The 19,198-nt window shown below is 66.1% G+C and carries 20 protein-coding genes; 9 read left to right on the top strand and 11 right to left on the bottom strand.

What is annotated here, in order from left to right:
• Positions 1–4 precede the first annotated feature (4 nt).
• From DAEP_RS0103185 to DAEP_RS0103175, 3 genes are all read left to right on the top strand, one after another.
• The gene (locus tag DAEP_RS0103185) at positions 5–400 is read left to right on the top strand and encodes a DUF934 domain-containing protein (protein ID WP_008557872.1); all 396 of its coding nucleotides are present in this window, start codon (positions 5–7) and stop codon (positions 398–400) included.
• A 144-nt stretch (positions 401–544) separates the two neighbouring features.
• Positions 545–1,411 (top strand): ferredoxin--NADP reductase, encoded by an 867-nt coding sequence (locus DAEP_RS0103180; RefSeq protein WP_008553951.1) that lies wholly within the window; start codon positions 545–547, stop codon positions 1,409–1,411.
• Between the two features lie 120 nt (positions 1,412–1,531).
• A complete protein-coding gene (locus DAEP_RS0103175; protein WP_027243657.1) occupies positions 1,532–2,059 on the top strand; it encodes a hypothetical protein in 528 nt (175 codons plus the stop codon).
• A gap of 64 nt (positions 2,060–2,123) precedes the next feature.
• Here DAEP_RS0103175 and DAEP_RS22395 read toward each other — a convergent pair whose 3' ends face one another.
• Both DAEP_RS22395 and DAEP_RS23890 read right to left on the bottom strand, forming a co-directional pair.
• Positions 2,124–2,684, bottom strand: coding sequence for a hypothetical protein (locus DAEP_RS22395; protein ID WP_051337310.1), 561 nt, complete (start codon positions 2,682–2,684; stop codon positions 2,124–2,126).
• Positions 2,685–2,855: 171 nt separating this feature from the next.
• Complete coding sequence (locus DAEP_RS23890; protein ID WP_154665023.1) at positions 2,856–3,044, bottom strand: hypothetical protein; 189 nt, start codon at positions 3,042–3,044, stop codon at positions 2,856–2,858.
• Here DAEP_RS23890 and infC point away from each other — a divergent pair.
• Positions 3,034–3,591 carry a translation initiation factor IF-3 gene (gene infC / locus DAEP_RS22390; protein WP_425411781.1) on the top strand — a complete coding sequence of 186 codons (558 nt, stop codon included), beginning with the start codon at positions 3,034–3,036 and terminating at the stop codon, positions 3,589–3,591. The two genes, DAEP_RS23890 and infC, sit on opposite strands and share 11 nt — an antisense overlap.
• A gap of 140 nt (positions 3,592–3,731) precedes the next feature.
• Here the strand turns inward: infC and DAEP_RS0103150 are convergent, their stop codons facing one another.
• The 9 genes from DAEP_RS0103150 to DAEP_RS0103110 form a co-directional block, all read right to left on the bottom strand.
• Positions 3,732–4,520, bottom strand: a complete 789-nt coding sequence (locus DAEP_RS0103150) for an FAD binding domain-containing protein (protein WP_027243655.1) — start codon at positions 4,518–4,520, stop codon at positions 3,732–3,734.
• Positions 4,521–4,606: 86 nt separating this feature from the next.
• On the bottom strand, positions 4,607–6,970 hold the full coding sequence (locus tag DAEP_RS0103145) for a xanthine dehydrogenase family protein molybdopterin-binding subunit (protein ID WP_027243654.1): 2,364 nt from the start codon (positions 6,968–6,970) through the stop codon (positions 4,607–4,609).
• Between the two features lie 99 nt (positions 6,971–7,069).
• Positions 7,070–7,555 carry a (2Fe-2S)-binding protein gene (locus tag DAEP_RS0103140; RefSeq protein WP_008555838.1) on the bottom strand — a complete coding sequence of 162 codons (486 nt, stop codon included), beginning with the start codon at positions 7,553–7,555 and terminating at the stop codon, positions 7,070–7,072.
• A gap of 163 nt (positions 7,556–7,718) precedes the next feature.
• Positions 7,719–8,720, bottom strand: coding sequence for a molybdopterin-binding protein (locus DAEP_RS0103135; protein WP_027243653.1), 1,002 nt, complete (start codon positions 8,718–8,720; stop codon positions 7,719–7,721).
• The gene (locus DAEP_RS0103130; RefSeq protein ID WP_027243652.1) at positions 8,717–9,697 is read right to left on the bottom strand and encodes an XdhC family protein; all 981 of its coding nucleotides are present in this window, start codon (positions 9,695–9,697) and stop codon (positions 8,717–8,719) included. Before DAEP_RS0103130 ends, DAEP_RS0103135 begins: the two co-directional genes overlap by 4 nt.
• A gap of 157 nt (positions 9,698–9,854) precedes the next feature.
• Positions 9,855–10,445, bottom strand: a complete 591-nt coding sequence (locus DAEP_RS0103125; RefSeq protein WP_027243651.1) for a DUF6691 family protein — start codon at positions 10,443–10,445, stop codon at positions 9,855–9,857.
• Positions 10,446–10,448: 3 nt separating this feature from the next.
• Positions 10,449–11,000 (bottom strand): YeeE/YedE thiosulfate transporter family protein, encoded by a 552-nt coding sequence (locus DAEP_RS0103120; RefSeq protein WP_008555346.1) that lies wholly within the window; start codon positions 10,998–11,000, stop codon positions 10,449–10,451.
• A 109-nt stretch (positions 11,001–11,109) separates the two neighbouring features.
• The gene (locus DAEP_RS0103115; protein ID WP_027243650.1) at positions 11,110–12,360 is read right to left on the bottom strand and encodes a vWA domain-containing protein; all 1,251 of its coding nucleotides are present in this window, start codon (positions 12,358–12,360) and stop codon (positions 11,110–11,112) included.
• Positions 12,361–12,427: 67 nt separating this feature from the next.
• Positions 12,428–13,348, bottom strand: a complete 921-nt coding sequence (locus tag DAEP_RS0103110; RefSeq protein ID WP_008554965.1) for an AAA family ATPase — start codon at positions 13,346–13,348, stop codon at positions 12,428–12,430.
• A 265-nt stretch (positions 13,349–13,613) separates the two neighbouring features.
• Here DAEP_RS0103110 and DAEP_RS0103105 point away from each other — a divergent pair, with 265 nt between their 5' ends.
• The 5 genes from DAEP_RS0103105 to DAEP_RS0103085 all read left to right on the top strand — a co-directional run bounded on the left by DAEP_RS0103105 (position 13,614) and on the right by DAEP_RS0103085 (position 19,177).
• Positions 13,614–14,678 carry a glycosyltransferase family 2 protein gene (locus DAEP_RS0103105; protein ID WP_027243649.1) on the top strand — a complete coding sequence of 355 codons (1,065 nt, stop codon included), beginning with the start codon at positions 13,614–13,616 and terminating at the stop codon, positions 14,676–14,678.
• Between the two features lie 150 nt (positions 14,679–14,828).
• Positions 14,829–15,785, top strand: coding sequence for a hypothetical protein (locus DAEP_RS0103100; protein ID WP_008555372.1), 957 nt, complete (start codon positions 14,829–14,831; stop codon positions 15,783–15,785).
• Positions 15,786–15,849: 64 nt separating this feature from the next.
• Positions 15,850–16,890, top strand: a complete 1,041-nt coding sequence (gene pyrC, locus DAEP_RS0103095; protein ID WP_027243648.1) for a dihydroorotase — start codon at positions 15,850–15,852, stop codon at positions 16,888–16,890.
• Positions 16,891–17,022: 132 nt separating this feature from the next.
• Positions 17,023–18,378: a calcium-binding protein gene (locus DAEP_RS23260; protein ID WP_027243647.1), complete on the top strand. Its 1,356-nt coding sequence runs from the start codon at positions 17,023–17,025 to the stop codon at positions 18,376–18,378.
• Positions 18,379–18,496: 118 nt separating this feature from the next.
• Positions 18,497–19,177, top strand: a complete 681-nt coding sequence (locus tag DAEP_RS0103085; RefSeq protein ID WP_027243646.1) for an orotate phosphoribosyltransferase — start codon at positions 18,497–18,499, stop codon at positions 19,175–19,177.
• Positions 19,178–19,198 lie beyond the last annotated feature (21 nt).

Raw genomic sequence — 19,198 nt, 5'->3', positions numbered from 1 at the left:
TGAGATGACTGTTATCGTGACCGACACCGGCTTTGCCGCCGATGACTGGACCGGCGGCTTTGACGGCTCGAACGTGCTGGAGCTGGCCTCGGATGCCAATCTGAACGAGGTATCGCTGGACGGCGTGGAGCTGGTGCGGGTCGCCTTCCCCAGCTTTGCCGACGGCCGCGGCTTCACCCTGGCCCGCCAGCTGCGCCTCAAGGGTTATGAGGGCCGCCTGCGCGCCTTCGGCCATGTGATCGCAGACCAGTATGCGATGGCCCGCCGCTCCGGCTTTGACGAGGTGGAGCTGAGCGATGAGCTGGCCGCCCGCCAGCCGGAGGACCAGTGGCTGGCCCGCGCCAACTGGCAGGACCACAGCTATCAGGCCCGCCTGCGCGGCAGCACCGCCGCCCGCTGAGCCAGCCCTCCCGAACCCGGGAAATGCCTCCAAAACCGGTTCCGTTGCGTCACGCGCGGGGCCGGTTTTCCAAAACGGGGGCTTTTCCTGACCTGTATCAAAGATTAATCAGAGGTGCCGGCTACTCCTCCGGCAGTGGAACCGATGAATGAGATGACACCCGTGACCGACACTGCAACCGACCTGAAACCGGCCAAAGCGGTGCCGGCCCTGCCCGACGCCCAGACCGTCACCCAAGTGAAGCACTGGACCGACCGGCTGTTTTCCTTCCGCTGCACCCGCCCTGCCTCCCTGCGTTTCCGCTCCGGCGAATTCGTGATGATCGGCCTGATGGGCGATCCGGACCCCAAGACCGGCAAGCAGAAACCGCTGCTGCGCGCCTACTCCATCGCGTCGCCCTCCTGGGACGAGGAAATGGAGTTCTACTCCATCAAGGTGCAGGACGGCCCGCTGACCTCCAGGCTGCAGCACATCAAGGAAGGCGACGAGATCATCCTGCGCCCCAAGCCGGTCGGCACCCTGGTGCATGACGCGCTGGTTCCCGGCAAGCGGATCTGGTTCTTTGCCACCGGCACCGGCTTTGCGCCCTTTGCCTCGCTGCTGCGCGAGCCCGAAACCTACGAAAAATTTGACGAGGTGATCATCACCCACACCTGCCGCGAGGCTGGCGAGCTGACCTATGGCCGGGAGCTGATCGAGAGCCTGAAGCACGACGAGCTGCTGAACGAGGTGATCGGCGAAGGCTTCTGGAAGAAGATCAAATACTACCCGACCACCACCCGCGAGGAGAGCCCCAAGATGGGCCGCATCACCGACCTGCTGCGCTCCGGCGAGGCGTTTGCCGATCTCGGCGTGCCGCCGCTGAACCCGGAAAGCGACCGCGCGATGATCTGCGGCAACCTGGCCTTTAACCTGGAGCTCAAGGACCTGTTCGAGAACACCTACGGGCTGGAGGAAGGCGCCAATTCCAAGCCTGCGCATTTCGTGGTGGAAAAGGCGTTCCTGGACTGATCCGGCGCCGGGGGGCCGCCGCTGGCAGCCCCATTTTTGACACTGTTTTGACGGGAGGCCGCCGCCTCCCGTTTATCATTTGTTGGGGATGATTCTGTATTCCGGAAGCAAGTATCCAGAATGGAGAAGCTCGAAATGCAGAATGAACTGGCCTCCGGGCAGGCGCCCGTCTTCATGTCCGTCAGAACAGAGGCAGGCAAGGCCCGCGTCAAGGCTGCAGTGGCAGGCTTTCAGGCCCGCACGGACCAGGTGCAGCCCTCGATCCCCGAAAAAATTGCCGCCATCAAGGCGCGCTATGACCCGCGCGCCATCGCGCCGCAGGACATCGACCAGCTGTTCGACGAGCTGGTGCAGGCCGGGCAGCCGGTGACCGCGCCGATGCTTCTGCTGAACTCGATGGGCAGGAAATTCCGCGGCCATCTGGCCGGTATCACCGGCAGCGCCTATGACGGGTCCAAACCGCTGGATCTGGTCGGCATCGCGCAATTGCAGATTCAGCGCGCCCGCAAACAGGGCAGCAGCCCCGCCGGCTGGGAAACCTTCCTGGCCTTCCTGGCGCCGCAGCCCCAGGCGGGAAAGACGGGCGGCCAGTCCGCTCTGGACCAGATCGCCCGCGTGGCCCAGCAGGCCCAGACCCGGCCGCACTGACCGGGCTGCACTGATCCGGCGGCCGGTCCAGCCCGGCCGCGCGGCGTTATGTCACCAGCAGCGCTCAGTTGCTGCCGGCGGTGCCTTCGGTTTCCACCGCCGCATCGCCCTCGGCCGATCCGGTTGCGCTGTTCAGCTCCTCAGTGGCGGCATCTGCCGCGGCATCCTGCGCCGCATCCGCTGCGCCAGCCGCGCTGTCCGCTGCGGCATCCGCGGCCTGGCCTGCCTGATCCACGGCCTCACCGGCCAAATCCGCCACGCCGCCGTCCTGGCCCGCAGACTCCTGGATCGCGTCAACGGCATCCCCGGCGGCCCCGGCAGCGGCATCCACCGCCTGATTCAGCGTGTCCTGCACAGCTTCAACTGCCGCGCCGGCCGCTTCGGCGCCGGTTTCAATCGCCTCCTCCACGGCCGCCGCCGCGTCTTCGGCGGCCTGTTCAGCCGGGGCCGCGCTCTCTTCGGAGGATTCCGGCACGGTGCTGCTCTGCTCTTCCTGCACCTGCGGCACGGTCTCCTGCGGCACGGTTTCCTGCGGCACGGTCTCCTGCGGTTCCGGGCCGGTCAGCAGCACATAGGCGGACACCGCTGCAATGGCCACGGCAATCACGATCAACAGTTTTTTCATAACGGGCTCCTTCCATGATCCGGCCCTGCTGGCCGGTCTCTCGCCTTCTGTTCTGCCAAATGGGACCGCAGGCGGCTTTGCTCAAGGGGAAAGTTCCCGGCCGCAGCCTCATGGCGCTCCCGCGCCGCTGCCGCCCGCCAACCGGCGGAACCCCGCCGCGACCCTGCCTTTTCAGGATGTTGCCGCCTGCGCCCCGGCCGCCGCAACAGCCCGCAAAAGCGCCTGTTCCAAAGGCGGTTTGCGATATGCGGCCTTGAAAAACAGCTTTCCTGCCGCCATACCCGGCATAAGTCTTGAATCACACGCGCGGGGGCAGTAGCGTTCCCGCACTTTTTGCAATGACAGAAGGATAGCAGTCATAGCCCGCAGACCTCATAACGCGCCGCCGCAACGTGATACCGGCCCGCGCGTCAACGAAAAAATCCGCGCCCCCGAAATCCGCCTGATTGGCGCCGATGGCGAAAACGTCGGGGTCGTGCATCCGGCCAAAGCCATGGACATGGCTGCCGAAGCCGGACTGGATCTGGTTGAAATCTCGCCCAATGCCAACCCGCCCGTGTGCAAGATCATGGACTTTGGCAAGTTCAAGTACGAACAGCAGAAGCGCGAGAGCGAAGCCCGCAAGAAGCAGAAGATCATCGAGGTCAAAGAGGTCAAGTTCCGTCCCAACACGGACACTCATGACTATGAAGTGAAGATGCGCAACGTCTTCAAGTTCCTGGAAAACGGCGACAAGGTGAAAATCACCCTGCGCTTCCGAGGCCGCGAGATGGCGCACCAGAACCTCGGCCGCGAGCTGCTGGAACGGGTGGCCGAAGACACCAAGGATATCGGCAAGGTCGAAAACATGCCGAAGATGGAAGGCCGCCAGATGATCATGATGATCGGCCCGCTGGCCAAGAAATAAGCCGCACCGCAGGTGCATGGCACAGCCCCGCAGGTTCCGCCTGCGGGGCTTTTCTTTTGCCTTGAAGGGGGTGCCCCGGCCCCAAACGCAAACAGGCACCGGACCCCGGTGCCTGCTGCGTCTCCGCGGTTCAGCCGGTCTCAGGCCGCAGCCGCCACCGCCCGCCTGGTCATCACCGCCGCCAGATGGGCGCGGTATTCCTTGGTGCCATGCAGATCGCCGATCATGCCGTCGGCATCCAGGCTGAGGCCGTCCAGCGCGTCAGGCGAAAAACCGGCATCCAGCGCCGCCTCGGCCTCGCGCCAGCGGAACACGCCCGCCTCCGACGCGCCGGTGACCGCGACCCGCACGCCGGCGGCGTATTTCGCAACAAACACGCCGACCAGCGCAAAGCGGGAGGCGGGCTGCTCGAACTTCTGGTAATTGGCCTTCTCCGGCACCGGGAAGCGCACCGCGGTGATGATCTCGCCTTCATTCAGCGCAGTCTCGAACAGGCCGCGGAAGTAGTCATCCGCAGCAATCTCGCGGGTGCTGGTGACGATGGTGGCACCGCTGGCAAGCGCCGCCGCCGGGTAACAGGCGGCCGGGTCGTTGTTGGCGAGCGAGCCGCCGATGGTGCCGCGGTTCCTGACCGCCGGATCGCCGATATGGCTGGCCAGATCCGCCAGCGCCGGATAGCTCCCGGCCGCGGCTGCGGCCACTTCGGCATGGGTCGTTGCGCCGCCGATGCTGAGCACGCCGTCACCGGCGCTGACGCCCTTCATCTCCGCGATGCCCGCAAGGCTCACCAGTTTCGACGGCATCGCCAGCCGCTGCTTCAGGGTCGGGATCAGCGTCTGCCCGCCGCCCAGCGCCAGCGCGTCCTCCTCCGCCAGCGCCGCCACCGCCTCGGCGACGGATGCGGGCTTTTCGAACTCGAATTCATACATTCCGTATCCTTTCCGAAAACCGGCGCACCGGCTTTCATCTTTCCGAAAATACTCCGGGGGTATGGGGGCAGCGCCCCCATGAGCCCTTACCCGTTCATCGCCGCCCAGACGCGCGACGGCGACAGCGGCATGTCAATGTGGGTGACATTCTTGCCGCCCGATTGCAGCGCGTCGATCACCGCGTTGACCACCGCGGGCGGTGAGCCGATGGCCCCGGCCTCGCCGCAGCCCTTCACGCCCAGCGGGTTGTGGGTGCAGGGGGTCTGGCAGGAATGGTCCACCCGGTAGAACGGCACGTCATCGGCGCGCGGCATGGCGTAATCCATGAAGGACGCCGACAATAGCTGGCCGTCCTCGTCATAGGCCGCATTTTCCAGCAGCGCCTGGCCGATGCCCTGCCCCAGCCCGCCGTGGACCTGGCCGTCGACGATCATCGGGTTGATGATATTGCCGAAATCATCGGCAGCCGCGAAGCGCTCGATGGTGACCTTGCCGGTGTCGGGGTCCACCTCCACCTCGCAGGCATAGGCGCCGGCCGGGTAGGTGAAATTGGCCGGGTCGTAGAACGCGGTCTCCTCCAGCCCCGGCTCCAGCTCCTCCAGCGGGTAGTTGTGGGGGACATAGGCGGTCAGGCAGACATCGCCCCAGGCCACCGACTTGTCGGTGCCCGCGACGGTGAACTGGCCGTCCTTCAGCTCGATATCGGCGTCGGAGGCCTCCATCAGGTGGGCGGCGATCTTCTTGGCCTTGGCGATGATCTTCTCGGTCGCCCGCACCATGGCCGAGCCGCAGACCGCGATGGAGCGCGACCCGTAAGTGCCCATGCCGAACGGAACCCGCCCGGTGTCGCCATGCACGATATCGACCATGCTTTCGTCGATGCCGATCATATCCGCAACCACCTGCGGGAAAGTGGTCTCATGCCCCTGCCCGTGCGCATGCGCGCCGACAAAGACGCTGATGGTGCCGGTGGCATTCACCCGCACAGTTGCGGCGTCATAGAGACCGGCCCGCGCGCCCAGCATCCCGACGATGTTGGAGGGCGCGATGCCGCAGGCCTCGATATAGCAGTTGACGCCAAAGCCGCGCAGCTTGCCGTTCTTCTCGCTTTCAGCCCGGCGGGCGGCGAAGCCCGCCACGTCCGCGACCTCCTCCAGCTTGTCCATGGTCGCCACGTAGTCGCCGGTGTCATAGGTCAGCGCCACCGGGGTCTCATAGGGGAACTCGGTGATGAAGTTCTGGCGGCGCAGCGCAATCGGATCGGCCCCCAGTTCGCGGGCGGCCTTGTCGATCACCCGCTCCAGCTGGAAGGTCGCCTCCGGCCGGCCTGCGCCGCGGTAGGCATCGACCGGGACGGTGTTGGTGAACACGGTTTTCACGTTCACCTGCACGATGGGCGTCTTGTAGTTCCCCGCCATCAGCGTGCCGTGCAGGTAGCTCGGCACCGAGGTGGAGAACGTCGACAGATACGCGCCCATGTTGGCCATCGTATTGGTGCGCAGCGCGGTGAAATTGTTGTCCGCGTCCAGCGCCAGCTCGATCTTGGTCACATGGTCGCGGCCATGGGCGTCGGAGATGAACGCCTCTGCCCGTGTCGAGGTCCACTTGACCGCCCGCCCGCAGGCCTTGGCGGCGAAGGTGCAGAAAGCTTCCTCGGCATAATGAAAGATCTTGGAGCCGAAGCCGCCGCCCACGTCCGGCGCAATCACCCGCACCTTGTGTTCCGGCAGGCCCAGCACGAAGGCGCACATCAGGAGGCGGATCACATGCGGGTTCTGGCTGGTGGTGTGGAGCGTGTATTCATCCGTGCCACGGCTGTAGTCGCCGATCGCCACGCGCGGTTCCATCGGGTTGGCGACCAGCCGGTTATTGACCAGTTCCAGCGTCGTCACATGCGCCGCCGAGTCAAAGGCCGCCTGCACCGCGTCGTCATCGGAATTGCCGAACACCCAGTCATAACAGAGGTTTGAGGTCAGATCCTCATGCACCTTGGTGGCACCGCCGGCCAACGCCGCCGCCATGTTCACAACGGCAGGCTTGTCGCTGAGGCTCAGCTCAATCGCTTCCGCCGCATCGCGGGCCTGTTCCAGCGTGTCGGCGACCACGGCGGCGACAATCTCGCCCACGTGGCGGATGGTGCCGTCGGCGATGATCGGGTGGCGCGGCTCCTGCTGCGGGTTGCCGTGGCGGTCGGTCACGCCCCAGCCGCAGGGGATGCCGCCCACCTCGGCGAAATCGGCACCGGTGAAGATCTTCACCACGCCGGGCATCGCCTCAGCCGCGGATGTGTCGATGGAGTTGATGGTCGCATGGGCCACATCCGCGCGCAGGAAATGCACGTAGGCCTGGCCGTTCACATTGATGTCGTCGGTGTAGTTTCCGGCTCCTGTCAGGAACCGCACGTCCTCGCGCCGCTTGGGGCTGGCGCCGATGCCTTGGTCCTTGGGCATGTCTGGTCTTTCCTCCCTGGAGGGTGCTGCCACTGGCGCACCTCTTTGTCACTTACTCCTTGGTCAGCTCAGGCCGCGGTCCGGCCTGGGGTCGTCTGGTCATTCCGCCGCGATGGAGGACACATCCTGCCCGGAGGCCGCCATGATCGCCTTGACGATATTGTGGTAGCCGGTGCAGCGGCACAGGTTGCCTTCGAGGTAGTCGCGGATTTCCTGTTCGCTGGGTTTGGGGTTGTCCTTCAGCAGCGCCGCCGCCGACATCACCATGCCCGGCGTGCAGAAGCCGCATTGCAGCCCGTGATGGTCCTGGAACGCCTGCTGGATGGTGTTGAGCGAGCCGTCGGCGTTGGCCTGGCCTTCGATGGTGGCGACCTCGGCCCCCTCGGCCTCCAGCGCCAGCATGGTGCAGGCCTTCACCGCCTGGCCGTCCACATGCACCACGCAGGCGCCGCACTGGCTGGTGTCGCAGCCCACATGGGTGCCGGTCAGCCCCAGCTGCTCGCGCAGGAATGAGGACAGCAGCGTGCGCCCTTCAACCTCGCCGCTGGCAGCCTTGCCGTTCACGGTCATGGAGACCTTGGCCATAGTACCCTCCCTTTAGCTTGTTTTTGTCTGGCTGACGGGAGTTAAGCACGGGGACCCCGATCCGCGAAGTGTTTTCCGGCGGGGCTGCTGCGCAAATTCGCGTCAGCGGGGCTTACCCAAGGTTGTGACCTTGCGTCACTTGTCGCGTGCTGCAGCGCCGCATTCAGCCTTCTGCATCGCGGCGCGGCATCGGGCGGGTGGGGATTTCCTTCAACAGCCCGCCGACGCCCATGGCGGCGATATCCGCAGAGCGGACAGGCAGGCCGCAGATCACACGCTCCAGCACCCAGTCGGCACCGTTGAGGGCCGGAGAACGGGCGCAGCCCGGCAGGCCGATCACCGGCTTGTCCCGGCAGGTGCCCAGAAACAGCAGATTGCCGGGATCGACCGGCATTCCGAAGCGGGTCATGGTGCCGCCTGCGAGGCGCAGCGCTTCGGGTGCGACGTCGTGGATGTCAGAGGTGGCGGAGCCGGTCAGGATCAGCACCAGCTGCCCCGGTGCGCTGGTGATGGCCCCGGCAATCGCGTCCTCCCGGTGCGGCACCACCACGCGGGGCGTGAGGGTGATGCCCATCCGGTGCAGGCGGCCCGCCATGGCTGCACGGCCCTTGTCGGAAGGGGTGTCTTCCGTGACCGCCGTTTCGATCAGCGTGGCGGAGGACAGGACCGGCGGCAGCACCCGGATGGCGTCCCCGGCCCCGCTGCTGGCGCGGCGGATGGCATCGGCGGAAACCCCATAGGAGATGATCTTGATCGTCGCCAGCATGCCCCCCGCATCGGCCCGGTGATAGTCCGGCACGGTGGCGACGGTGATCATCGGGTCCACCGCGTTCACGGCCTCCAGCTTGTCCCGGTCCAGCCGCACCAGCCCGGCACCTGTGGCATAAAGATTGACCCTCCCCGTGCCGGATCCGGAGATGCGTATGCCCTGCGCGGACGGATCCGCCACCAGCGCATGCGCGAGGGCTTCGGCAGCGGCGTCCTCATGCATATCGGCGGGGTCCAGCCGCGCGACCGTCAGCGTCTCGTGGCCTGCGGCGTCCAAGTCATCGAGGTCGGCGGCGGTCAGCACCGTGCCTTTGGCCACCTTGCGCGATGCGCCCTGCAGGGAATGCGCGAGGATGGCGCCTTCGGCGTCCTTCAGGGGAACCGGGCCGAACCTCATGGCTGTTTGCCGCGCAGGACGGCGGTCATTTCGGCAAGGATGGACACCGCGATTTCCGCCGGTCCTGCCGCGCCGATATCCAGGCCGATAGGGCCGTGGATGCGGCTGATCTGATCCTCGGTAAAGCCTGCCTCCTGCATCCGGGCGGCGCGGGCGGCGTGGGTTTTCTTGCTGCCCAGCGCGCCGATGTAAAAGACATCTGCTGCCAGCGCCGCCTGCAGCGCCGGGTCGTCCAGTTTCGGGTCATGGGTCAGCAGCACCAGCGCGGTGCGGCTGTCGAGGCCAAGCTTCTGGACCGCCTCGTCCGGCCAGTCGTCCATCAGGGCCTCGCCGGGGAAGCGCTCCGCTGAGGCGAAGGCCGCGCGCGGGTCGATGATCACCGGGTCATAGCCCGCGATCCGCGCCATCGGCACCAGGGCCTGGGCGATATGGACCGCGCCCACCACCACCAGCCGCAGCGGCGGGTTGTGGACAGCCACGAAGGTCTCGCCGTCGTCCTCCAGCCCCGAGCGGTCCATGCGCATCCGGTCCTTGTATTCCCCGCGCGCCAGGCGGCGGGCGCCGGTTGCCAGGTTCACCTCATAGGCCACGGGCGCGCGGCTGGCGCGGGCCTCTACCAGTTCCGCCAGAAGGTCTGCAGGCAGCGCAGCGCCGATGGGTTCCACCAAAACCTTGATGGTGCCGCCGCAGGCAAGGCCGACGGCAAAGGCATCCGTATCGCTGACGCCGAATTCCAAAAGCCGGTGCTTGCCGTCCGCCAGCGCCTCCTGCGCCTCCACCACAACCGCGCCTTCGACGCAGCCGCCGGAAACGGAGCCTTCGATCCTGCCATCGCCGGACACAGCAAGTTGCGCTCCGGTGCGGCGCGGCGCGGAGCCCCAGGTCTGCACCACGGTCGCAAGGGCCGCGCCTGCGCCGGATCTGTGCCATTCCAGCGCGGTCTCCGGCGCGGTCTCAAACTGGGCGGTGTGCTGCATCTTGCGTTTCTCCCCGGGCCGCCCGGGCGGCGGCTGCCTTTAAACCTCGGCGCTGGCAGGGGAAGTTTCAAGCGCGAAGCGCCCGCAAAAAGCGGGCGAAAGACCGGAAAGCTCCCGCCATCCCCGGCGGGCGCTCCCCTGCTGCTGCGCGCGCGGGTTATTCCGCAGGCTGCGCGGCAGATTTCTGCGGCACCAGCCGTTCCGGCAGGGCAAAGGCCAATGCGATAAAGCCAAGGCCCAGGATGATCCCCAGCAGGTCGCCGGGCAGCGCGGTCAGGCCGTCGTATTCAGCGCCCGGCACCGTGCCCAGGGTCACCTTGCCGCCCGCGAAACTGTCCAAGAGGCCGCTCGCCTTCCACGCCGGGTAGGTGACCATATAGGCCGCCGCGCCCAGCAGGCCGCCGGCGATGAAGAACAGCGCGTCCTTGCGGCCCGAGGCGGCAGCGACCACGCCGGTGCCGGGGCAGTAGCCCGCCAGCGCCCAGCCCGCGCCCAGCATCAGCCCGCCAAGGAAAACCCCGGCATAGGCCGCCTTGACCGACATGTGGCCGACATCGACCAGCCCCGCCATCTGGCCGCCGAACATCAAGACCGAGCCGGTGCCGATCGCCAGCAGGATGGCCTTGGCCAGGTTCAGGTTGGTGAGGTTCAGCATCTTGCCGATATAGTTGGGGTTGGAGGCCCCGATCCGGTCCAGCACCGCGCCGAAGGCGGCGCCGATCACGATTGCAAGGAGGATGGTTGTCATGGCTCAGGCCTCCTTCTTGAACAGCATCAGCGACACGGGGATGGCGGCGGCAAAAGCGCCGGCGGCAAAGATGTAGCCCGACAGCGCGGTCTGCATCATGCCGGACATCATGTGGCCCGAGGTGCAGCCGCCCGCCAGCCGCGCGCCGTAGAGCACGATGAACCCGCCAAGGAAGGCCGCGGCATAGCGTTTCGCGGTGCTGTCGCCGAAGTTGGCGCGCCACAGGGCATGCACGCTGCGCTCTGCCCCGGTGATGCCGCCGCGGAGCTTGGCCGACAGCAGCCCGCCCAGCGCCATCGCCAGCACGAAGACAAAGCTGTAGTTCAGCGGATTGGCGATGGCTTTGGCGTATTTGCCGTCCGATTTCGCCAGATAAGCGTTGGTGGAGGTATACCCGTCGGCGGTCTGCGTCACCAGCTGCGGGTTCACGGCGTCCGCGAGGATGCCGTCGAGGATCACGAACTGGGTCGAGACCCCGATGGGCTTGACCAGCAGCACCGCCAGGAAAAACACCAGCCCCAGCAAGAGCCCCCCGGCTTTCCAGTTGAGTGGCATGATTTCTCCTTTCGCACGTTACATTCTGATTTCAGAATATATCAGAGCCATAAGAGACGGTTTGATTCAGATCAAGTCATATTCTTGTTCTGGAATTTATTGCCACGGGCTAGAGCAGCGCCATCAGCCGCGCCTTCTCGCCCGCATCCGCAGGGCTGGAGATCACCTGCGCCAGGTCCTTCAGCGAGGCGATGGAGTGGCCCGCGCGGAAGCTGTCGGCATAGGGCAGCATGGCGCGGATGCCCTGCGCCTTGGGGGCAAAGCCGTCCCAGCGCAGCAGGGGGTTCAGCCAGATCAGGCGGCGTGACGAGAGCTGCAGCCGCTGCATCTCGCGCGCCAGGGCTTCGGGGGCGCCGCGGTCCAGCCCGTCGGTGATCAGCAGAACCACCGCCCCCTGCCCCATCACCCGGCGCGACCAGTCGCGGTTGAAGGCGTGCAGGCAGTCGCCGATCCGGGTGCCGCCTTCCCAGTCCTGTGCCTCTGCCCCTGCCGCCGCCAGCGCCGCGTCGGCGTCGCGCTGGTGCAGGTGGCGGGTGATGTTGGTGAGCCGGGTGCCGAAGGTGAAGCCATGCACCCGCGCCCATCCCGCGCCCTTGGCGTTGGCGGCGGAATGCAGGAAATGCAGGATGATGCGGCTGTACTGGCTCATCGAGCCGGAGATGTCGCAGAGCACCACCAGGTTGGGCCAGCGGATGCGGCGTTTGGCGCGGGCGATCTGCTGCAGGTCGCCGCCCTGGCGCGCGGCCTGGCGCAGGGTGCGGCGCCAGTCGGCCCGCCGCCCCTGCGGAGAGGCCATCAGGCGGCGCGACTGGATCGGTGTCACCGGCAGCTGAAGCTGCGCCAGAATGCGTTTGGCGGCGGCGGCCTCCGCCGTGCTCATCTGCTCGAAATCGAGGGTTTTCAGGCGTTCCTCAGCGGAGGCGGTGCGGGAGGCGTCGATGTCGATCTCCGTGTCCTCCGGCTCCTCCGCCGGGGCTTCGGGCGGGTCGAGCATACCGTCCAGCAGCGCCTCTGCCGCGCGTTTTTCGGCGGGTTTCGCCTTGCGCTCCTCCTGCACGCCGCGGATCGCGGGCAGCATCGCGGCCATCATCTGCTCGAGGTACCTGGGGTCGCGCCAGAACAGGCGGAAGACCTGGGCAAACACCAGCCGCTGCTCCGGCTTGGTGACGAAACAGGCGTGCAGGGCCCAATAGAAATCCTCGCGGCTGGTGAAGCCCGCGGCGGCCACCGCCTGCACCGCGTCCAGCACCCGGCCCGGACCGATCGGCAGCCCGGCCTTGCGCAGGGCGCGGGCGAAATGGGTGATGTTGCGGACCAGCTTGGGGTCGTCCGGCAGGGACAGCGGCGGATAGTCAGGCATCAGTGGCCCTGGGGGCGCTGCCCCCGGCCTCCGGCCTCCCCCGGAGTATTTCTGGAAAGATGAACCATCAGGCGGCGTCCAGGCTGGCGCGCGCCTGATCCAGAATGCGCTTGGCCTCGGAGCCCTGCAGGCGGGCGATGTCGTCCTGGTATTTGAGGATGGCGCCGAGGGTGTCGGCGATCACCTCGGGGCTGAGGGCGATCACGTCGAGCGCCAGCAGGCAGTTGGCCCAGTCGATGGTCTCGGCCACCCCCGGCTTCTTGAACAGATCCTCGGTGCGCAGGGCCTGCACGAAGGCGACGATTTCGCGGCTGAGCTGCTGGCTGGCCTCGGGGGCGCGGGCGTTCAGGATTTCCACCTCGCGGCTGAAATCCGGGTAGTCGACCCAGTGGTAGAGGCAGCGGCGCTTCAGCGCGTCATGCACCTCGCGCGTGCGGTTGGAGGTGAGCACCACGATCGGCGGCTCCGGCGCGCGGATGGTGCCGAGTTCCGGGATCGTCACCTGGAAGTCGCTGAGCGCCTCCAGCAGGAAGGCCTCGAACGGCTCATCCGTGCGGTCAAGCTCGTCGATCAGCAGCACCGGCGCGCCGCGCTCATCCGGGCGCATTGCCTGCAACAGCGGGCGTTCGATCAGGTAGTCGGCGGAGAAGAGTTCGTTTTGCAGCGCCACGCGGCCGGCGCTGCCTGCGGCTTCGCCCGAAACCTCTGCGGTGCGGATGGCGACCATCTGGGCGGCGAAGTTCCATTCGTAGACGGCGCTGGCGGCGTCCAGACCCTCGTAGCATTGCAGCCGGATCAGGCGGCGGCCCAGGCCCGCGGCCAGCGCCTTGGCGATCTCGGTCTTGCCGGTGCCGGCCTCGCCCTCCAGGAACAGCGGCCGGCCCAGTTTCAGCGACAGGAACACCACCGTGGCCAGCGCCCGGCCGCAGACATAGCCCTGGCTGGAGAGAACCTGCTGGACCTGATCAATTGACTGCGCCTGCTGCATGCTGAGCCTCCTTTTGCCCCGCCCAACAGGCCACGCCGCGCGGCCCCGGTCAAGCCGCGCGGCGCGGCTGCGCTGCAGAGGCAGGCGCCGTGCGGGCCGGCGCAGAGTTGTAAATCCCGTCCGGGCGGGTAAAACTCCGCACCAGGAATGCGCTGAGCCGGGCGCGGGTTACGAGGAGCGAGAAGCACGCCATGGGCAGAGCCCCGCACATGCCGCCCTATCAGCCCGCTGGCCCCGCCGCGGCCGCTCCGGAGGCGTGAGGCCGGTGCGGGTTCTGGCCGTCCTCTGCGTGCGCAACGAAGCCGCCTTTCTGCTGGAATGGCTGGCCCATCACCGGGCCGCCGGATTTACCGACTTCCTTGTCTTCTCCAACAATTGCCAGGACGGCACCGCCCGGATGCTGGACCGGCTGGAGGCGCTGGGGCAGCTCTCTCATGTGCGCAACGAGGGGCCTTACCACAAGGGCGGCATCCAGTTCACCGCGCTGAAACAGGCGGACCGGCATCCGCTGATGCAGCAGGCCGATTGGGTGCTGGTGCTGGATATCGACGAGTTTGTCTGCATCAAGACCGGCGATGGCACGGTGGCGGACCTTCTGGCGGCGCTGCCGCAGGCGGATGCGGTGACGCTGACCTGGCGGCTGTTCGGCAATGCCGGCATCGTGCGCTATGAGGATCAGCCGGTGACAGAGCAGTTCACCCGCTGCGCGCCAGAGGTGATTCACTGGCCCTGGCGGGCGGTGATGTTCAAGACGCTGTACCGCAACAACGGCACCTACCGCAAATGCGGCGTCCACCGGCCCCGCGATGTGAAAGACGCGGCGCGGCTTGACCGGTTCCGCTGGTTCGACTGCGAGGGGCGCGAGCTGGGCGCCGAGTTCAAGACCAAGCGGCTGTTCTCCAGCTATGGCCGGCCGAACGGGCGTCTGGCGCAGCTGAACCATTATCCGTTGGGCGCGATGGAGAGCTATGTGCTGAAGGCCGACCGCGGCCGGGTCAACCGGCAGGCGGAGCTGGGGATGGATTACTGGGTGGAGCGCAATTACTGCGCGGCCAGCGACACTTCCATCGCGCGCAGCAGCGCGGCGCGGGCAGAGCTGCAAGCGGGCCTGCTGCGCGACCCGGAGCTGGCGCGGCTGCATGCCGGCGCGGTGGCGTGGCGCCATGAGCGGTTTGCGGCGCTGATGCAGCAGGAGCCCTTCCGCGCGCTGTTTGCCCGGCTGCTGATGACGCCGCCCTCGCGCGCGGTGAGCCCGGCGGCGGCAGAGCTGCTGCGCGGCTTTGCCATGCAGGAACAGGCCGCCGGACCGCAGCCCGAAGAGGGCAGCTGAGCCGCAGGCGCTGCGCCGGAAGGCCGCCGAATGGACGCTGCAACGCCCTAAAGAGGCAGAAGTTTTTCCAAATTTGGCCTCAATTGCCGCCTAACTGTGTCTCCGAGCAGCAAGCCCGCAGTATTGCGGCGGGCGCAGAGGATAGCAGGTATGCCGGACGGACTTGAAAATCTGGAAGAAGACCTCTCCGGGCTGAAGCCTGTGCAGTGGAAGGCCCGGATGGCGGCCCTGGCGGAAGAGTACGGAATGCACCAGCCGCTGGGCAGCCGCCACTTTGCCACCTTCATCGACCAGGGCAACACGCTGCTGGTGACCTTTGAGACCATGCAGGGCATTCACAACCTGTCCGACCTGGCGCAGCCGCTGGGGTTTGACCTGGTAAAGAACCTGGGCTGGTCGCATATGTGCGTGGTCTCCGACGGCGACACCTGGTTCCGCGACGAGAAAATCTACGGCTTCTTCGACCAGCTGATCGATGACGGCTTCTTCGACGAGTTTGACAATGTGATCTTCTACGGCGCAGGCCCTTGCGGCTATGCGGCGGCGGCCTATTCGGTGGCGGCCCCCGGCGCCGTGGTGGTGGCGGTGCAGCCGCAGGCGACGCTGGAGCCGCGGATGACCGAATGGGACGACCGGTTCACCGAGATGCGCCGCCTGTCGTTCACCGACCGCTACGGCTATGCGCCGGATATGCTGGATGCGGCGGAACAGGCCTTTGTGATCTATGACCCGCAGGAGCGGCTGGACGCCATGCACGCCTCGCTGTTTGCCCGCCGGAATGTGACCCGGCTGCGGGCGCCCTACCTGGGCGATGCAGTGCAGACCCGGCTGATCGAGATGGAGATGCTCTATCACATCCTGTCGCTGGCCGGCAGCCGCAAGCTGACGGCGGCGGCGTTCCACAAGCTGTTCCGCAGCCGCCGCAACAATTCTTTCTACCTGCGCAACCTGCTGGGCCGGCTGGAGCGCGAGGACCGCAACTATCTGGTTGCGCTCGTGTGCCGCAACGTGACCGAGCGGATGCGGGCGCCGCGGTTCCGCCGCCGCCTGCAGGAGCTGGAACAGCGCGCCGAAAGCGGCGAATTCCGGTTCCCGCCCAAGCGCTGAACAGCGGCAGCCCCCGGTCAATCCGCCGCTTTGTTTCGCCGCTGCCATGTGCTAACGCGGGCGCATGACCCAGACGCTGACCATCCCCCGCCCCGACGACTGGCACCTGCATCTGCGCGACGGCGCGATGCTGCAAGCCGTGCTGCCCGAAACCGCCCGCCATTTCGGCCGCGCCATCATCATGCCGAACCTGGTGCCGCCGGTGGTGACCGGGGACCAGGCCGCCGCCTACCGCGACCGCATTCTGGCGGCGCTGCCCGGCGGCATGGCGTTTGAACCGCTGATGACCCTCTACCTGACAGAGGACACCGATCCGGCGGATGTGGCCGCCGCCCATGCCAGCGGGCTGGTCAAGGCGGTGAAGCTGTATCCGGCGGGGGCAACCACCAATTCGGCCTCTGGCGTGCGCGATTTCGACAAGGTGCGCCCGGTGCTGGAGAAGATGGCCGAGATCGGCCTGCCGCTCTGCACCCATGGCGAGGTGACCGACCACGACATCGACATCTTCGACCGCGAGGCGGTGTTCATCGACCGGGTGCTGGATCCGATCCGCCGGTCGACCCCGGGGCTGCGGGTGGTGATGGAGCATATCACTACCAAAAACGCGGCAGACTATGTGGCGAGCCAGGAGCGTGATCTGGGCGCGACGATCACCACGCACCACCTGATCATCAACCGCAACCACATCCTGGTGGGCGGCATCAAGCCGCATTACTACTGCCTGCCGGTTGCCAAGCGCGAAGAGCACCGGCTGGCGCTGCGTGCCGCGGCCACCTCGGGCGACAAGCGGTATTTTCTGGGCACCGACTCCGCCCCCCATACCGACCCGAACAAGGAAAGCGCCTGCGGCTGTGCCGGCTGTTTCACCGCCACAAATACCATGTCCCTCTTGGCGCATGTGTTCGAGGAAGAAGGGGCGCTGAACAAGCTGGCGGGCTTTGCCTCGGAACATGGCCCTGCGTTCTATGGGCTGCCGGTGAGCGATCAGACGCTGACCCTGACCAAGTCGGAGACCGCCGTGGCATTTCCGGAGAAGATCGAGACCGGCGACGGGCCTGTCACCGTGTTTGATCCGGGCTTTGACGTGTACTGGCGTGCCGAATAGCAACACTTGTTAACCAACAGTAAAAATTTTCTCCCCGTCGCCTTGCCGGGAATCAGCAGCCCCACTCAAGTATCGGGCTATTGATTTCCGCCAGCGGCTGCCGCTGGCTTTTACCGGTAGGGGGGCAAGAGAATGACAACTTTTACTTTCAGTGGCGCGCGGGTCGATTTTGTGGACGGCGAACCGTCGTCCGTCAGCAACGTCGAAGTGCAAGTGACGGTTCCGAACGCCAGTTCGACCTTCACCTACTCAATTATCGGCCGTGACGACGACGGCGTGGCCTTTATCGACATGAATGACGATGTCCTTCAGGCGATCTCCGGCGGCGTTAATCTGAATAACCCCAGCTTCAACTTCCTCTCCGACGAGACCATATTGACCCAGGTCACTTGGTCCGGCGGCACCAGTGTGATCCTGGGGGTCACTTTTGAAACCGGCGACAACACTGATACAGAGTTCTATTTCGTGATCGACGGGGCGGCGCTGCCGCAAGTGAGTTCACCGGCGGATTGGAAGGCCTTCGACGCTACCATCTCCAGCTTGTCCGATCCCGCCGGGGCACTGGCTGCGGGCCAGGTCATTGCCTGGTCGTCGCTGGCCACCACCAGTTCCACCGAAGACGACGAATTCTACGGCACGGCGGGCCGCGACACGTTCAACGGCGGTGCCGGCGACGACTACTTCGTCAGTTCCGACGGGCGCGACACCTACAATGGCGGCAGCGGCAGCTTCGACCAGGTCGCCTTTACCAATGACCCCAGCGGCGTCGTTGCGCATCTGGGCACAGGCACCGCGACGGACGGCTGGGGCAAGACCGACACGCTGAAAAGCATCGAGGCGCTGCGCGGCTCTGCCCATGACGACAAGCTGACCGGCAACGGCAAGGCCAACTATTTCCGCGGCATCGAAGGCAACGACACCATCAACGGCGGCAAAGGCCAGGACGAGGTCCGCTATGACCGCGACGAACGCTATGGCGGCGAGGAGGGCGTGACCGTGAACCTGGCCAAGGGCTTTGCCATTGACGGATTCGGGGACCGCGACACGCTGAAAAGCATCGAACGCGCGCGCGGCTCCGAAAGCGCGGACAAGCTTTTGGGCAACGGCGGCGGCAACCGCCTGATGGGTCTGGGCGGCAATGACACGCTGTCCGGCAAAGGCGGCGATGACCTGATCCTGGGCGGCGCCGGGCGCGACAAGATCCTGGGCGACGGCGGCAACGACGAGCTGTTCGGGGAAGGCGGCGCCGACCGGTTCATCTTCAAGGGCGCCTTTGGCGACGACACCGTGTCCGATTTCGAGACTGCCGGGCGGAAGGAAAAGATCGACCTGTCCGGTGTGAACAGCATCAGGTCCTTCCGCGATCTGAAGAACAACCACCTGTCCGAAGAAGACGGCAATGCTGTGATCAGCGACGGAAATGGCAACACGATCACGCTGGACGGGGTCGGGATTGCCGACCTGTCGGGCAACGATTTCATTTTCTGACCCGCGCTGCGGCCGGCCCCCGCGATCATTGGGGGGCCGGCCCTTCGCCGGGGCTTCAAACCGGTGGCGTTCCGGTTTAAGGACAGCAAAACCGCTGCCGCAAAGGATGCCCGCCGCCATGATCCCCTCTTCCTACCCGTCGAAAGAAGAAATCGCCCGCCTGTCGGCCCGGATGCTGCTGGAAATCGGCGCGGTGAACTTCAATACAGAGACCCCCTATACGCTGGCGTCCGGCCTGCCTTCGCCCAGCTATATCGACTGCCGCAAGCTGATCTCCTTCCCGCGCATCCGCTCCACCCTGATGGATTTCATGGCGGTGACCGTGATGCGCAACGCGGGGTTTGAGGCGTTTGACAACATCGCCGGCGGCGAGACTGCGGGCATTCCGTTTGCCGCGCTGGTGGCGGAGCGGCTGGCGTTGCCGATGACCTATGTGCGCAAGAAGCCCAAGGGCTATGGCAGGAACGCCCGCATCGAAGGGGTGATGACCGAGGATCAGCGGGTGCTGCTCGTGGAAGACATGACCACCGACGGCGGCTCCAAACTGTCCTTTGTCGATGCAATCCGCGAAACCGGCGCGTCTTGCGGCCACACCGCGGTGATCTTCTATTACGATATCTTCCCCGAAACCACCAAACGCCTGGGCGACCACGGCGTTGAGCTGCATTACCTGTGCACCTGGTGGGATGTTCTGGCAGAAGCCAAGGCACAGAAAAGCTTCAGCGAGGAGACGCTCGCCGAGGTGGAGAAATTCCTCAAGGATCCGCGCGCCTGGCAGGACGCCAACAAGGCAGAGTGAGGCTGCGGCGGGCAGATTGCC

The organism is Leisingera daeponensis DSM 23529, from assembly GCF_000473145.1.
Lineage (GTDB): Bacteria > Pseudomonadota > Alphaproteobacteria > Rhodobacterales > Rhodobacteraceae > Leisingera > Leisingera daeponensis.
This window is presented reverse-complemented; position numbering and strand designations above follow the sequence as displayed.